Below are 15,608 nucleotides of genomic sequence, written 5' to 3'. Positions count from 1 at the left end.
GGCGCGCATCATGAGAAAGGGAGCACCGCGGCATGGCCGCGATGCTCCCGGTTGTACACACACTGAAGAGGTTTTGCTTAGAAGGTCAACCTGTAGCCGAGGCTTGCGTTGACGCTGCTGGAACGGCTGCGGAAGTCCGCGTTGACGTCCGCGAAGACGGAACTCGTGTAGCCTGTCGGTATGGTGAGGCCCGCGCCGATCTGGACGCCCGTACTTCCTTCTTCGCTTCCATGAACCCGGAACCCGGCTCCCGCCGTTCCGTTAGGCGCCAGGGATGCCGCCGTTTTACGGTCGCCCAGGTTCTGGACCACCTGCAGCCTCAGTTCCCCCATGGAGGCGCGGCCCGTCAGGTTGCTGGAAAGCTCTCCGCGGAGTCTGGCACCCAGTCCTACCGTGCCGTAGGTGGAGTCCATATCCTCCACGCTCATGCCCAGGTCCCCGGATTCCGTAAAGCCGTCCATGCGGCTCTTGTAGATGGAGGCATTGACCAGGGGCTGGAAGACGGAGGATTTGTTTTCGTTCAGGTACAGGTCATAGGTACCTTCGTAGAATGCGCCGTAGCTGCTTCCGCTGGTGCTGCCGTGCATGGAGTACATGCCGGCCCCCGCCATGCCCGCCGTGCGGTCCAGGGAGGCGTCATTCCATCCGTAGGTGAGAATGACGTTGTGCGCCCAGCGTCCGGACTGGAGGCGGAAGAACAAGTTGCCGTAGTAGGAATCCAGGTTTCCGCTGGCCATATAGGCATCCAGGTCTCCGTAGCTGGCGGAAAAGGCCGCCCCCCACACGAAGCTGTCGCTGCAGGTGACGTCAAAGCCGAAGGTGCCGCCCCAGGAGTTGAGCTTGTAGCCTGACTTGTCCCCCTGGTCATTCAGCTTGCGGTAGCCGCCTTCCCCTTCAATCCAGGCGTTGAAGCGGGGCAGGTCGTCATTGACGTATTGCAGGGAGGCTCCCGACTGGGTAAGGCGGTTGCGCAGATGGAGCACCTGGTCTTTCAAGGCTCCCTTCTGGGCGGAGTGCAGGGCGGTAATGCCGCTGCCCGCGTAGGAGGAGAGGGCGGATTGAATGGCGCCCGCATTTCCCGCGGCCTGGGCGTTCCCCACGGCATTGAGGAATTCCATCATGCCGGAATTGATATTCTGGGGGGAGGAGAGGACTGCCCACAGGCTGTCTACCGCGCCCCTCTGGTTGTCCGTAGCGGCGTATTCCTTCAGCGGGCTGTCTCCCAGCCTGGTGAAGTGGACCTGGAAGCTCTTGCCGTCCTCGGAGATTTTTTTGTCAATGTCATAGACGAGGTTGGCGAAGCCGGCATAGGTCAGGTTGACCATGTCCTCCGTCCAGCTCGTTCCGCCGTCCGTGACCAGTCCGCCGGTCGCGTAGAGGGCGTTGATGGTGAATTCGGGCAGGATGGCCCAGTCCCCTGCGGTGCCGAGGCCGTAGATGTTGAGGTTGATGGAGGGTTGCGCCCCGTTGATTTGGATGGAGCCGTCGTTCGCCTGGATGGCTGCCCAGCCGCTGTTGGCGCTGCTGGCGATGGTTTCCGTGTTGACGGTAAGGTCCAGGGACGCTCCGGAGGCCAGGTTCGCCGCCACTCCGTTGTTGTTGCCCGTGAGCACCAGCTGCACGGCTCTCTGGTTGGGATTGCCGCCCAGGTACAGCTTGCCGTTGGAGGCGACGGAGAGCGTATTGGCCGTGGTGTTGTTCATCAGGGAGAGGTCCGCCGTGGCGTCCGGGCCGGAGGCTGCCCGGGCGTTACTGCCGATGGAGATGTCCTTGTAGGCCATGGAGCCGTCCGCGGAAAGCTCCTTGTCCCCCAGGACGAGATGTCCCCCCGCCTGGGAATGGCTGACGTCCACCTGGCCGTTCCCGGAGGAAAGGATGATCTGCGTGCCCTCGCCCCGGTGGGTGATGGTGCCCGTACCGGAGATGTCCCCCTTGAAGGAATAGGTTTTTCCGTCGCTGGAGGCCAGTTCCAGGCGGCCGTCCGTCCCCAGGTGGAGCGCGCCGTTTTCCTGCTCCTGGTGGAGCCCTTCCAGCGCGATCGTGGAGCCGTCCTGCAGGCGCAGGCTGCCGCCCCCCAGATGGAGCAGCACGTTTTCACCCAGATTGCTGCCCGTGCCTAGAATCAGGTTGCAGTTGTCCAGCTTCAGGGTTCCGGTTCCGGTGACGGTCGCGCTAAGTGTCAGGTCTGAAAGCGTTTCCCTGGTGATGGTGAGCAGGGCCCCTCCGTTGAGTTTGATGGTGCCGGAACCTGTCAGGTCCGTGGCGGCCAGGGAGGCGGAATTCAAGGTCAGCTTGGCGTCCTGCCCCACGTCCAGTGTTCCGGAAATGATGGAGCTTTCCGTTCTGTTTTGCAGGACAAGTTCTCCTTGCTGCACATCCAGCGCGGAGGCAGTGACTTTTCCGTCAATGGTCAGCTTCTGTTCGCCGTCCTTGACCAGTTGCGCCGCCCCCTGGATGGAGCCCGCGTAAGCGGTATTGCCCGGTTTGTCTGGATCTGCGGAGGTTTCATTCAGCAGCGTGATGATCACGCCGCTGTCGTTTCCCGTGTTCACGGCGGCGTCGGATTCCGTCCCGGCCAGGTAGTTGATGGTGGTTTGCTTGTCTTCCGGAGTAACCCCCCCGGACAGGTCTATGTCCAACGTGCCGTTGTTCGTGACGCTGGGCGTTGCCCCCAGCGTGCTGGCGGAGGTGACGTTTTTGACATTTTCCTTGTCGATGACCATGGCGTCCAACTGGCCGAAGGAGATGATCACCTGGCCGTTTTCCGTCCGGGAAATGTCCCAGGCCATGCCGTTGTATTCGCTCAACTTGATGTTGTTGGGGTCTGCATGGAGTGTAGCGTTGGTGATGTGGAAGGCATAGTCTCCCGGAGCGTTCAGCTGGGACACGGCATCCGCCGTCAGTGTCAGGGTGAGTTCTCCCAGCGTGAGGCTGGAAGCGGCCGCGTCATTGAACTGGATGAGCCCCGTGCCGTCCGCCCCCATGTTGGAGGCCGAAAGCCTCAGTTGCGTGGTGGAGGCGGACAGGTCCGCATTTCCCGTCAGGCCGGAGATGGTTCCGGTGCCGCTGCCCATGTTGATGGAGTTCAGCTTGCTGCCGTCCAGGCCGCCCATGTTAATGTTGCCCGTGACGCCGGAGACGGAAACGCTTTTGTTCCCCAGTCCGGACGTGTTGGCGAGCGTCCCCGCGGAGATGGATATTTTCCCGGAGACGGCCTGCCCGGCCAGGTCCAGCGTTCCTCCCTCCACCTGGTAGGTTCCGGTTCCGGAGTCCGCGGATTTAAGGGTCAGGTTGTGGGAGAGGTGGATGGTGCCGTTGTTGGTGATGTCCAGCGTGGCCCCCTGGTCCTGGTTGAACCGCAGGGAGGAGCCAGCATCCACGGACAGGGAGGCGACCGTATCGCCCAGCGCCTTGTCCAGCGTGAGCTCCGAGTTGCCGGTGACCTGCACCTTGTCAAAGTTCTGGAGCGTTCCCAGGAAGCTGGTGGTGTAGTGGTCAAAGACGAGCTTCTTGTCTCCGTTCACCGCTCCGGCTCCCTTCCCGTCAAGCGTCCCGGCGTATTTGTCAAACTTGTGTTCGGACCCCGCTCCGGTGGTGGCGGCAATGTCCTTCAGGGTGATGGTGGTGCCTCCGTTGATGGTGCCGCTGGTCTTGTTGCCGCTGCACAGGAGCGTCCATGCCCAGTTTTCCCCGTCAACCTTGCCCAGAATGGCGTCCGTGCCCGTGACGGTCAGGCTGGTACCTTGGGAAATGGTGCCTTCCGTCTTGTTCCCGGCATAGATCTCGTTCATGAACGTTCCTCCGTTGATGTAAAGGGAGGTGGAGCCGGAGATGGTTTTGGCTCCCGTGTAGACGCCGCCGAAGATGCGGTGGGAGAACACGCCATCATTGAACACCATGGTGATATCCCCGTCCACGGCGGAGGCGTAGGATCCCGCCACGGAGGTTCGGTCCGCCTCTCCGGAGGTGAAGGAAGTGTCATAGGTTCCGGTGGAGGAGGAGAATTCCAGATAAATGTCCCCGTAGACGGTTCCGGCGTTGACGACGCCGAACACGGTGGATTTGCCGATGGCCCCTTCCGCCAGGCGCAGGTGGATGTCACCGTACAGGTCGCCTGAAGTATGGCCGCCAATCCAACCATTATTGCTGCTGATTCCTTCACCCAGCGTCACCCACAGGTCCTGCCGGCTGGCCGCGCTGCCGTAGGCGCCGTTGTTGGCGTAAATAAGCTTGGTGCTTCCCGTTCCGGTGATAGTGGCGATGTTGGAATTGGTGCTGTTGCGGGTGTTGTACGTGTTGTCGGCTCCCGCCGGCGCGACGGCTGTGGCGCCGGGAGCCGTGGTCCATTCAATCATGCCCGGTCTAAGAGCGGAAGAAGAGCTTCCATTGACCAGATAGATGGATTCCGGCCCCGTAATGCCGCTGGAGGAGGGAGCATAGGAGAGGGAACCGTCCAGCGCCAAATTGGACAGGATGGCATCCAGCGTGCCGGAGTAGCTGAAGGTGAGTCCGGAGGAGCTGGCGCCCGCCGCCGTTTGCGCTTCTCCGATGAGGACGTCCCCCAGCCAGATGTAATAGCCCGCGCTGAGTCCGTTGGCATTGTCCCCTGCCACGTAGGCCACGCGGATGGAGTCCGTATTGGCGGACATGTCCTTGGAGTACAGAATGGTGCTTCCCCACTGGATGTACGCTTCATTGATGTTCAGCGTGCCGTTGCCCAGATTCAGGGAAAAGTTATTCGTGGTGTCCCAGCCGCCCGTGCCTCCGTTGCCCAGGCGCAGGGTGAAGTCCACCGTGTATCCGCCGGCCTGGCCCTGAGAGGAGCCCCAGTTATAGGTCAGGGTGCTGTTGCCGGACTTGTTGAAATTGATCGTATTGTTGGAGATGGTGACGTTGTTGGCGGTAAAGCCCTTGTCCGTCAGCGCCTGCTGGGTGATGACGGGCGTCTGGCCGAAGTTGACGCCCAGTTCATGGGCTGCCTTCCTGGCCTGTCCGGCCGAGCGCCCGGCGTAGCCCATGGCCTTGGCCAGATTGCCCGCCATCAGCAAGTCGCCCTGGGCGTTCGGGTGCAGGCCGTCGCTTCCGGGGGCGTGGAACATGGACCGGACTCCGTAAAACGGGGTGGAGGAGGCTACGTCGATTATGCCGGTGTTGATGTCAATAACGGTGACCCCGTTTGCCTTATTGTTTTCACCCCATGTTTTCAGGGTCTCGTTGTACTTGACTATGGCTTGGTGTATGTCAGCGGAATTGCTGTTGCTATGCTGGGTCCAGCACGGGATGGAAAGGACGAAGATTTCCGCATTGCTGTTGGCTGTGTGCATGGCCGTGACGATATTCGTCATGTCTTCTTCCAGCTCTTTAAGTTTGTTTGAGTTATTGTACCAGCCCTGGGACAGGAGGTCATTGGTTCCCGTCAGCAGAAAATAGGTATTCGGAGCATTGTCTCCGGTAAATTTCGTCTCCGAGTATGTTGTCCCATTGGTCTTTTTGTCGCTCAGGCCCAGCCAGTTGTTGATATTGGAACTTGAAAAGCGGCCGTAATTGCCACCGCTGTTTGGCCGTCCGGCAATTTCATAGGTGCGGGCGCTGGCTTCAGCGGAATGGATGTTGTTGAAAACCCTGCCGCCGTACACTGAACCTGAGGCTATCCCTCCGGAATAGTTTCCTTCCTTGATGCCTTGTTCCGTATAGGCGATTCCATTGTCCGCGAAAATTTTATGAAGGGCCCACCGGTAGGAGCCGCTGTTCACGCCATGGGTAATGGAGTCCCCCATATACATGACGTTGCCGAGATTCCCATCTGAAACGGAAGCTGAAGCTACAGTGGTAAAGAAGGCACCGCATGCGAGCAGGGCGGACCTTAATGGCAGAGGTAATCGTAAACGCATACTCTGACACTATGCGGATTAGGAATCCGGCCTCAATTCAAAATATTGAAGGTTAGGGTATTGCGAATTTTAATACATTGAGATTAAAATCATTGCAATGCGTCTGGTCTTTTTAAAACATGTTTTCCCCTGATTTTTACAAGGGGAAAGAGCCTCCACTGTTTTCTTGGGATAATCAGCGGATTCCTAATCCGTTCCCGAATTAGTTGCAAAGGCACTGGTTCATGTCCAGCGCCGGGTTGTCCGGGATGGAATCATTGACAATGACGGCGGGAACCCCCGCGACGGTAGTATGGGGCGGCACGTCTTCCAGGACGACGGAGCAGGCGGCAATTTTGGCGCAGGTGCCGATGGTGACGCGGCCCAGGATTTTAGCTCCCGCACCGATCAGGACGCCGGATTCCACAATGGGGTGCCGGTCCCCTTCCTCCTTGCCCGTACCGCCCAGCGTGACTTCATGCAGAATGGAGACGTTGTCCCGGATAATGGCGGTTTCCCCCACGACAAAGCTGGTGGCGTGGTCCAGCAGGATGCCGCACCCGATAGTGGCTGCGGGGTGGATGTCCACGGCAAAGACTTCACTGGCCAGGCTCTGGAACTGAAGGGCCATGATCGTGCGGCCGTGCTGCCACAGCCAGTGGGAGATGCGGTAGGTGGTGATGGCGTGAAACCCCTTGTAAAAGAGCAGGGGCTCCAGCGGCGTGCGGCAGGCGGGATCCCGGTCCACGATGGCGATCAGGTCGTGGGCGGTCTGGCTGAGGATGTTCTGGTCCTCCGTCAGCGCCTCCCGGATGAGGGGTTCAGTCAATTCCCGCGGCATGTCCCGGCGGGAAAGCTTGCGCGCCAGACGCGCCGCGATAGAAGTAGCTAGGGAATTGCGGGACAGGCAGACGTCATCCAGAATGCCGCGCATGGCAGGTTCTTCTTCCGCCGCCTCGCGGGCGCATTCAACCACCCAGTCCCATACCCCGTTGATGATGCATTCGCAGTTGGTGCACTGCCGGAGTTTGGAACGTTTCAGACTGGTCATGGCTGGCGGAAGGTTGAAAAAGGAGGGGGCGGATTTCCGGTCAGGAAGGCCGCTCCCCTATGAGTACCAGAGTGCGACGTGTTTGAGAACAGGAAAGTACGTCCTATGAATGCCGCACACGATTTGCCCGCTAGCCGAAGATAACGTGGAAAATGTTCATGAACCAGGCATCTACGGACCAGGGCCCCGGTCCCGTCAGCAGCAGTGCAAGGGCTGACCCCGCATAAAGAAGGTGGAATTCCACGCCTTCCCCGGCCTTTTTCCCGGACCAGTTGGCAAAGTAGCCGTTTTTGATGTGTTTGGTCATGGCGACGGCCATCATGATCATGACGGCCAGGGCCGCCACACGGGTGAAGAGGCCCAGCACCATGCAGATGGGGGCGAAAAATTCCGTGACCATGGCTACTTTCGCCAGAAAGGGAGGAATGCCCATTTTTTCCGTAAAGGACTGGTAGGTTTCATCCCATCCCGCTCCGCCGAACCAGCCCAGCACCTTCTGGGCGCCGTGGGGCCACAGGATCAGGGAGAGCGTAAGCCGGAGGACCAGCAGGCCCCAGGCCCCTGCAATCATGGTGATGGAATCAATGGTCTCCATGGATTTGAAATGCTTGAAGAAAAGACCTCTTTTTTGCAGGCGGCGTTCATTCCGGAGAATGGAAAAGGCCGGAAAAGAAGGACATTGCCTCCCTTTCCGGCCGTTGAAGTCTCATTGTTCCGGACGATTACCGGGGAATGGAATGGTATAACTGTTCCAGCGACAGCACGCAGTACGCCGTGACGAGAACGGGGTCCGCCTCCCACCAGCGGTTGTTGGTGTTCACCCAGGAGCCGTCACTCTTCTGGATGGAGATGAGCTTGTTGGCCAGTTCATCCCGCCAGTCCACCGTGCGGCCGTCTTCCAGCGTCAGGGAGTCGATTCCCATGGCGCTGAGAGCCTTGGACATGGCCTGGTAGTAGTAGTAAAGCCCCTGGACGCCCATGCCGGGGTTTTCATCCAGGTTATAGCTGTTTTCCAGCCATTTGAGGGCCAGTTTGACGCGGGGGTCATTCTTGTCCACATTGGCGTAAATGAGGGATTGCATGCCCGCATAGGTCATGCTGCCGTAGGCTTTGGGCGGTTCCGCCTTGTCAAACGCGGCGCTTTTCTTGTCCTTGGCACTGGCTACGCCCGGGCGGTACACGAAGCCGCCGAGCTGGGACTTGTCGTCAGACACCCAGGGTTCCTTGTTCACAGCGGGGTTCTGCTGGCAGCGGTTGATGAATTCCGTGGCGGCGTTCCAGTCCAGGTCCGGCTGTTCCCCGTACTTGCCGTCCTTGGCGAGTTTTTGGGAGTAGTAAATGGCTTCCAGCGCCAGGGAGGTGTTGGAAAGGTCTGCAATGGGGGGGGCCTGCTTGTCTCCGTAGCCGATGCCGCCGTTGTAGGGGTTGTCCGGCGCAAAGTGGTTCTGCTGCTTGATGAGGTAGGCGCGGCCCTTGAGGATGGCGGGGGCGTATTCCTCCTTGTTGGCGGCCAGCAGGGCCATCATGCACACGGCCGTGTTGTAGGAGGACATGCCGCGGTTGAAGATGGAGCCGTCTTCTTTCTGGGATTTCAGGATGAAGTCATATCCTTTCTGGATGTACTCCGGAATGGGCTTGCCCTGGTTGGCGGGATCACGCATGTAGGCAGTGACCGCCAGGGCCGTCAGGGCCGGGTAGGACGGCTGGGCCCAGTAGCCTTCCGGATTTTGCTTGCTCTTCAGGTATTCGTTCCCTTTTTCAATGGCGCGCAGGATTTCCTGGCTGATGGAGGCGTATTTGGCGGCCGCCGCTTCTCCTGGCACGGCTGTCACGGAGGTCTGGCCGAAGGCGGCTGTGCCCAGCGCGGCGGCCAGCGTTAATGAAAGTACGGATTTGAACATAAATATGCTATTGCTTGGGTTGAACCGGTTTCTGGGAAATGGTGACGGTGACGTTCGTACCTACGGGCAGGTTTTTCTTTGGATTGACAATCCAGCCCGTATCGTTGACGCCGTCATGGAAGTCTCCGATGTAGTTGATGGGGGAAGTGCGGCTGGCGAAGATGGAAATCACTTCACCGCTCAGGCTGGCCTGGTAGGCGCCTTCGTAAAAAAAGGAGTTGGTATAAAGCCAGTCATTGGGGTCCAGTCCCTTGTGGGTCTGGGAGTTTACAACCATGTCGGAAAAGTCGCTTTTCTGTTCCTTGCCGTTTTCCGTGTAAGTCATGACGATCTGCACGTAGGAATCCGCATAATCCGCGGGCTTGGGTTCCGTGAAGGGAAGCCATTCAAAGTTTTCATCCCTCACCGGGAAGAATTTTTCAAAGCGGTGGAATTTGAGCAGCGTCATGCCCAGGCTGATGTGCAGGGGATCCGCCTCCGTCACCAGCAGGGATTCATGCAGCTTGCCGTTCGGCATGCAGCAGACGTATTCCAGAAGCCCCTCCTTCATGTTGATTTGCGCCTGGAAGCTGACGGTGCGCTCCTTGTGGTTGACGATCACGTTGCCGATCTTGATGCGGTGCTCGTCCAGGGGTTCGAATTTGGGGACTGTCTTGCCGTCCGGGAGGGGGACTTCCCGCGGGGTTTCCTCCGGTGCTGGGGCTTCCGGATCTTCCGCCGGGGTGGAGACGTCCTGCGCGTGGGTGAGGCCCCAGGAGCAGGCAAGCAGGGCAATCGTCAATTTCAGGAACATGTTTATGGAAATTAGATTGTGAAAATGAACGCTTCCGTTCAATGAAAAAGGCATTCGTGATTGATTTGTTACTTTTGGATCACGAATGCCTGAAAAGAGTGGTGGGGGAGGTTCTTAGACCAGTTTCAGCCTGGCAAGGTCCTGAAGGTCAATGATGCCTACGGGAGCCATTTCCGCGTTGAGCACCACCAGGTCGTCAATGTGGCGGTTGCTGACGGCCTTCACTGCTTCGGCGGCCAGGTCGTCTTCCTTCACATAGATGGGGTTGCGGGTCATGAGTCCGCTGACAGGCTGCTCCCCGATGAGGGGGTTGGCTCCGTACGCCCTGACGAAGTCGCCGTGGGTGAAGATGCCGGCTAGCCTGTTGTCTGCCGTAAGCAGGATGCAGGCGCCGGTGTGGGCGGTGGTCATGGCCTTCAGGCAGTCGTTCACGGAGGCGGTTTCCGGCAGGATGGCCATTTCCTCCCCCTGCCGCATGATGTCGCTCACTTTGGTAAGGAGGGCGCGGCCCAGGGAACCGCCGGGGTGGCGCTTGGCGAAGTCCCGCGCCGTGAAGTGGCGCGCTTCCACCAGGGCCATGGCGAGGGCGTCTCCCATGACGAGCATGGCCGTGGTGCTGGAGGTGGGGGCCAGGTTCAGCGGGCAGGCCTCCCGGGAAACGCCCGTGTCCAGCACGATGTCCGAGTATTTTGCCAGGGAGGAGGACGTATTGCCCGTCATGGAAATGATGGGCAATTCAAAGCGTTTGATGAAGGGGAGCAGGGACAGCAATTCCGTGGTTTCTCCGGAGAAGGACATGGCGATGCACACGTCCCCGTCCTGGACGATGCCCAGATCCCCGTGCAGGGCGTTCAGGGAATCCAGCAGAACGGTGGGCGTTCCCGTGGAGTTCAGGGTGGCTACGATTTTGGCTCCGATGTTGCCGGATTTGCCTACGCCGACGATGACGATCTTGTTGCCGCGGTCCAATGCCTGGGACATGAGGTCCACAGCCTGGTTGAAATTGTCATCCAGCCGGGACAGGACGCCGCGCAACTCTTCAATCTCCATTTCAAAAACGGATTTGGCGCGTGTTAAATGATTCATATCTGGCGGAAATGATGCCAGATGCCCCTTGGGCCGTCAATTTTTCATTGCGGCTCCCCCGCCTCTGTTTTCCCGGCACCTGCACGCGGGATTGGGCGTCAGCGGAACGGTGGTGAAGCGCATGCGCAGCGTGTCTGCGGAGAGCATGGCCCCCACCAGCGGAGAGGGGATGCCTGCCAGGTATTTCAGGGCCTCCATGGCCTGGATGCAGCCGATGATGCCTGCCTGCGCGCCCAGGAGGCCGGCGGCGGAGGCGGTGTCTTTCTCCTGCATGGACGTGCCTGCCGGAAAGAGGCAGCGGTAGCAGGCCGTTCCTTCATGGGGGACGAAGACCGCCACCTGGCCGATGAAGCCTTTCACGGCCCCGTGCACCAGCGGGAGGCGGAGGGCGCAGGCGGCGTCCGCCATGGCGAAGCGCGCCGCGTAATTGTCTGAAGCGTCCAGAACAAGGTCGCAGCCTTCCAGCAGGGAAACGGCGTTCTCCGGAGTGAGGCGCCTGTGAACGGCAATGGTGTGCACGGAAGGATTCAGGGCGTACAGGCGCCTGGCGGCGCTGGCGGTTTTGGCCGTTCCCTCCGCATCCGTGGAGTGCAGGATTTGCCGCTGGAGGTTGGAGAGGCTTACTTCGTCCGGGTCAATCAGGGTAAGGCTGCCTACGCCTGCGGCGGCAAGATAAAGGGCCGCGGGGGAGCCAAGCCCCCCGAGGCCCGTCAGGGCGACGTGCGCCCGTTTGAGTTTTTGCTGGCCCTGTTCACCCAGTTCCGGAAGGGAAAGATTCCTGGCGTAGCGTTCGGTTTCTTCCTGGGTGAGAGGCATTGCAGTGTCAGGATTAACGGCGGGTGGAGTTGCCGCTGAAGGCGTACAGGAGCAGGGTCCAGCCGGAGAAGATCAGTTCTACGGCGATCAGGGTGCCGATGAACCAGGCTGTGGATTCAGGCCAGCCGAAGATGACCATGAGGCCCAGAATCAGCGTAATGATGACGTTAAACAGGCGCCAGCCGCTGGCGGCCAGGGAACGGGTCTGGAACCAGATGGCTCCCTGGAAGACGGCTGCGATGACCAGTCCCCACCCGATGATGAGCGTGGTGATAGCCAGGGAGATATTGGGATCTCTGAACAGGAACCAGCCGGCGATGCCGTACAGGATGGCCGTCACCAGGTTCCACCAGCGGGAGGACGGAACAGTGAAGACCTGTACCAGCCGGACGACGGCCAGGACCATCAGCATGATGCCGATCACCCAGATGAAGCTGGCCCCGACAATCCAGGGAGAGGCCAGGGCGATGAAGCCAAGAAATAGCTCGATGACGCCAAGGATACCCATCCACCATGAGTTGCCGGATACCGCGGAGCTGCTGACTTGAGGTTGAGTTGTCATATGGCGGTATGACCGGACCCGCGGTAGAAACGTTGAAGAATGACGATTTTATTTATTGGCGTTTGTCTGCCGGAGTGTGTTTTTCGGGTCCATGGTCTTGAGCAGCTCCGGCGTGACGTTGATCAGAACGGGGCCGCTTTGGGGATGGGCCTGGGGGGGAACAAAGTAGGAGAAAGCCCGTGCGGGCAGGTGTCCCGGGATTTCCGGCATGATGTAGACTTCCACGAGGACGGCGCCTTTTTTGCCGTTCGGGCTGTCGGAGAAATTCAGCGTGAGGGAATTGGTGCCGTCTCTCAGGCCGCCGGAGATGATTTCCGCCATGCGTGTGTTGTCAAATTCATGGGGGGAAACGTTATTGACGTTCGCCTTGACGGTGCGGCCGGGGCAGTCCACCAGGATTTTTGCGATGTATCTGGGCGCCGGGCAGACAGGCGGCACGGCCGGAATTTTTCCAAGGGGCTGGAAGCCGTCCTGCTCCATCAGGACGGTGGCGTCTCCGCGCTTGAGGCGCTCCTTGACGGCAGGCAGGCGGCTGAGGTTAAAAAAGCGGGCCTGGTCATATTTCCATTTGCCGTTTTCATAAGTGAACAGCAGGACCAGGGCGTTTGCATCCGTAGGCTCCTGGCCCAGCCCCAGGTCCACCTTGCCGTAGTAGGTGGCGGCGGCCGTCGGGCCGTCTATCACGGAGCCCACGTACATCAGCGGGGCGAGCGCGGGCGGAGCCATGGGCTGCTGGAACAGGGAGGCGGGGAAGGGACGTTTTTCAGAGACGGCCAGATTGCGTACTTTCACCTGGCGGTAGGCGGAGGTGGTGGCCCTCCAGCCGTCGTAGTTGCCGCGCAGCAGGTGCAGGCGCCATGTGTTGTAGGCCACGTCCAGATCGTCCCTCAGTTTGGCGTCTCCAAGCCGGGGGGCGGCGGAGGCGGAAGTGAGAAGAGCTACGGCGCAGCAGGCCATGGTGAGAATGGAACGAAAAGTCATTACACGATTATTTAGACATCAAACTTGCGTGGAGTGCAACACAATTGCATCATGAAGCCGCTCTTATGGAATTGTTCACGGAAGCCGATCATTTGGCGGAGGCCCGGTACAGGAAGCTGTTGCTGGAGCAGCCCGGCTTTGTATGGAAGCGGTTTTCAGACGGGGAGGAGCTCATGGCCTACGTTTTTTTTCCTCCCGGCCATGATGCGGATGCCTCCGCTCCCTCCGTGCTGTTTTTTCACGGAGGCATGTGGGTAGGCAAGAGCCTGGGAGATTTTGTGCCGTGGGCGCTTCACCTTGCCCAGCAGGGCATTGTGGGTGTCATTCCCATGTTCCGCACGCGGGGCGCGTATGAAGTGGAGCCCATGGATATTCTGGAAGAGGGGCGGGAGGCCTGGGCCTGGGTGTATGAAAATGCCGCCCTGCTGGGGCTGGATCCGGCCCGCATTACCGTGGCCGGGAGTGATGCGGGAGGGCTGATGGCCCTTCACGTGGCTCTTCCGGACCATCCTGCGCGCTGGTCCCTGTTCCGCAAAAGGGCTCCCCTTCCCCCCGGTCCTGCCGCCGTGGCCCTGTTCCGCGGCGTGTGTGACCTTGCGGCGGATTCCGCGTTCAAGCTGGCCGGCATGATGTCCCCGGAGCAGAGGGATGCCGTTAATCCCCTGCGGCGCGTGCAGAAGGGACTGCCGCCCCTGTTCGCCAGCCATGGCGGGAGGGACAGGCTGCTGCCGTGGCGCAACAGCGAGCGTCTGACGGAGTTGTGGCGGAAAAAGAAGAACCGGACCCGGTTTGAACTTCTGGATGTGGCTGACCACACGTTTTACCATTTCAATGTCAATGCCGCCTACTTTGAGCAGTTGCTCAACAGTTGGAGCTCCTTCATGGTGGAGCAGGGCATCTGGGAGTATAACGAGGGCATGGACGCTGGCCTTCTCGGCTGAACATGCTGCGGAAATCCCGGAACGTTTTCCGGGTTATCCGGCCCTTTTCCGTGCGTCCTCCGTTCAGCGGCAGATGGGCCTTTCCGTTTTTCGGCTGAGTAAAAACGAATGGGAAACGGCTTTATGGATGGTCTTTCATTTCCTTCATCCACTTTATCACCTTGTCTTTGTCACAACAGAAATAATGCTCTGGAGAAAGATCGTTTTCCGTCTCCATGAAGCGGGTATAGCTGTTAAAAACATTCAGCCAGTCAATACCATTTTTAAGAACTTCCGCGCCCTCTTCATTCCGGGATGACAATTCGTCAGCAAAACGGATAGCCTCTTCATGGAATGATTCAAAGGTTTTAGTGCTGTTAGACGAATAACATTCGTCTACAAGGAAGCCATAGACCAGACATTCCGCTTTCCAGCAAATCTCGGGAGATTCGGAAACATCACTATTGATGAACTTAAAAAACATTTTTTTGTTCTCATAGTTTCATATGCTGCAAGGCGTCCCGTCCCCCATGGTCCGGGGAGAGGCGGTTTTATTTCCGGCCGCCCAGCATGTTTTCCCGGATTTCCTGCATGTCCCTGCGGAAGGCGGCCTGCGTCTGCGGCGTGGGGGACTGGATGTCCCATTCCTTCATCTTGCTGCGGACCTTGAGGAACAATTCCTGTTCATTGGCGCCGTATTTCTTGCAGACGGGGGAGAGGGTCAGTTCAGGTCCCGTGAAATGGCCCTTGAGGAAGAAGGGCAGGTCGTGCTGCCAGGCGCGCCGGAAGTCTTCCGGGCATCCCTCCGTCCTGATGGGGGCGAATAGTTCTTTTACCTGGCTTTCACGGATGCCTCCGCTGTTCATGCAGATGACGGTTTCCATGTAGGCGAGCGTGAATTCCAGCATGACCCGTTCGATGGATTGCCGGGCCTGGGCCAGTTGGTCCGGGGTAAGGCCCATGACCTGGGCGCGGAGAACGGCCAGGGCTTCCAAAATGGCCTTGGGGTCTCCGCAGGCGCGCGGGTCCATGCGGGGGATTTTTTCATCCTCGTCGTAAAGGGGGATGGGCGGATGCACCCGGGGATTGATCTTGAACAGCTTGCCCTGGAGCCGTTCCCGGAGGTCCTTCAGGCTGACGCCGTATTTGCGCAGAACGGGAGCTGCATAGTTGCGGCCCGGTTTGGCCGCCTGCCGGAGCCATGCTTCCTGAAAATCCGCAGGGCATTGCCGGAGGCCCGCGGCCAGCATGGCGTTACGGAAGTCCTCCGCCTTGGGCGTCTTGTTGACATAGGCGTGCGTCCATTCCATTTCCAGCATCCAGATGGCGGTCAGGCCCAGGAATTGTTCAATGGCCTGTTTGGGCTCCATGGCTTTTTCCGCCGGAACGGCTTGTGCCGGAGCGTTTCCGGAGGCCGCAACTTTCCAGCAGAACGCCGGGAGGAGCGCGGAAATCATGATGGACCACAAGATGTTCACGGAGAGATGATGACAGGGAGGCCTCATGGAGGCGAGCAAAATTATTCCGCTGTTATAGCGACATCCTGGGACTGGGTGGAAATGAACAAAAAATGACTTTTCCGTTCCGTCTCCCTTCTTTTTTCATATGAAAAACGGATTGATAATCCG

Annotated in this window: 12 protein-coding genes; 1 reads left to right on the top strand and 11 read right to left on the bottom strand. The window is 59.2% G+C overall.

The genetic code is table 11. The annotated features are described in order from the left end of the window. Positions 1–77 precede the first annotated feature (77 nt). From LIO64_RS02640 to LIO64_RS02600, 9 genes are all read right to left on the bottom strand, one after another. On the bottom strand, positions 78–5,783 hold the full coding sequence (locus LIO64_RS02640; protein ID WP_290547901.1) for an autotransporter domain-containing protein: 5,706 nt from the start codon (positions 5,781–5,783) through the stop codon (positions 78–80). A 310-nt stretch (positions 5,784–6,093) separates the two neighbouring features. Beyond that, a complete protein-coding gene (cysE, locus tag LIO64_RS02635; protein WP_290547900.1) occupies positions 6,094–6,921 on the bottom strand; it encodes a serine O-acetyltransferase in 828 nt (275 codons plus the stop codon). Between the two features lie 130 nt (positions 6,922–7,051). Continuing rightward, positions 7,052–7,516, bottom strand: coding sequence for a DoxX family protein (locus tag LIO64_RS02630; protein ID WP_290547899.1), 465 nt, complete (start codon positions 7,514–7,516; stop codon positions 7,052–7,054). Positions 7,517–7,643: 127 nt separating this feature from the next. Further along, positions 7,644–8,822, bottom strand: a complete 1,179-nt coding sequence (locus LIO64_RS02625; protein WP_290547898.1) for a prenyltransferase/squalene oxidase repeat-containing protein — start codon at positions 8,820–8,822, stop codon at positions 7,644–7,646. A gap of 7 nt (positions 8,823–8,829) precedes the next feature. After that, a complete protein-coding gene (locus LIO64_RS02620; protein WP_290547897.1) occupies positions 8,830–9,615 on the bottom strand; it encodes a YdjY domain-containing protein in 786 nt (261 codons plus the stop codon). Between the two features lie 114 nt (positions 9,616–9,729). Further along, positions 9,730–10,701: a KpsF/GutQ family sugar-phosphate isomerase gene (locus LIO64_RS02615; protein ID WP_290547896.1), complete on the bottom strand. Its 972-nt coding sequence runs from the start codon at positions 10,699–10,701 to the stop codon at positions 9,730–9,732. 36 nt (positions 10,702–10,737) lie between these two features. Next, positions 10,738–11,517 carry a HesA/MoeB/ThiF family protein gene (locus LIO64_RS02610; protein ID WP_290547895.1) on the bottom strand — a complete coding sequence of 260 codons (780 nt, stop codon included), beginning with the start codon at positions 11,515–11,517 and terminating at the stop codon, positions 10,738–10,740. Positions 11,518–11,530: 13 nt separating this feature from the next. Beyond that, the gene (locus tag LIO64_RS02605; RefSeq protein ID WP_290547894.1) at positions 11,531–12,079 is read right to left on the bottom strand and encodes a DUF308 domain-containing protein; all 549 of its coding nucleotides are present in this window, start codon (positions 12,077–12,079) and stop codon (positions 11,531–11,533) included. A 48-nt stretch (positions 12,080–12,127) separates the two neighbouring features. Further along, the gene (locus LIO64_RS02600) at positions 12,128–13,060 is read right to left on the bottom strand and encodes a hypothetical protein (RefSeq protein WP_290547893.1); all 933 of its coding nucleotides are present in this window, start codon (positions 13,058–13,060) and stop codon (positions 12,128–12,130) included. A gap of 65 nt (positions 13,061–13,125) precedes the next feature. Between LIO64_RS02600 and LIO64_RS02595 the strand changes: the two genes are divergently transcribed. After that, complete coding sequence (locus tag LIO64_RS02595) at positions 13,126–14,001, top strand: alpha/beta hydrolase (RefSeq protein WP_290547892.1); 876 nt, start codon at positions 13,126–13,128, stop codon at positions 13,999–14,001. 121 nt (positions 14,002–14,122) lie between these two features. Here the strand turns inward: LIO64_RS02595 and LIO64_RS02590 are convergent, their stop codons facing one another. Together LIO64_RS02590 and LIO64_RS02585 are read right to left on the bottom strand one after the other, a co-directional pair. Beyond that, positions 14,123–14,464, bottom strand: a complete 342-nt coding sequence (locus LIO64_RS02590; RefSeq protein ID WP_290547891.1) for a hypothetical protein — start codon at positions 14,462–14,464, stop codon at positions 14,123–14,125. 67 nt (positions 14,465–14,531) lie between these two features. Beyond that, positions 14,532–15,437 (bottom strand): hypothetical protein, encoded by a 906-nt coding sequence (locus tag LIO64_RS02585; protein ID WP_290547890.1) that lies wholly within the window; start codon positions 15,435–15,437, stop codon positions 14,532–14,534. Positions 15,438–15,608 lie beyond the last annotated feature (171 nt).

It is taken from the genome of Akkermansia sp., from assembly GCF_020860705.1.
In the GTDB taxonomy this organism is placed as follows: Bacteria; Verrucomicrobiota; Verrucomicrobiia; order Verrucomicrobiales; family Akkermansiaceae; genus Akkermansia.
Note: the sequence above shows the minus strand (reverse complement) of the source record. Positions and strands in the feature narration are given on the sequence as shown.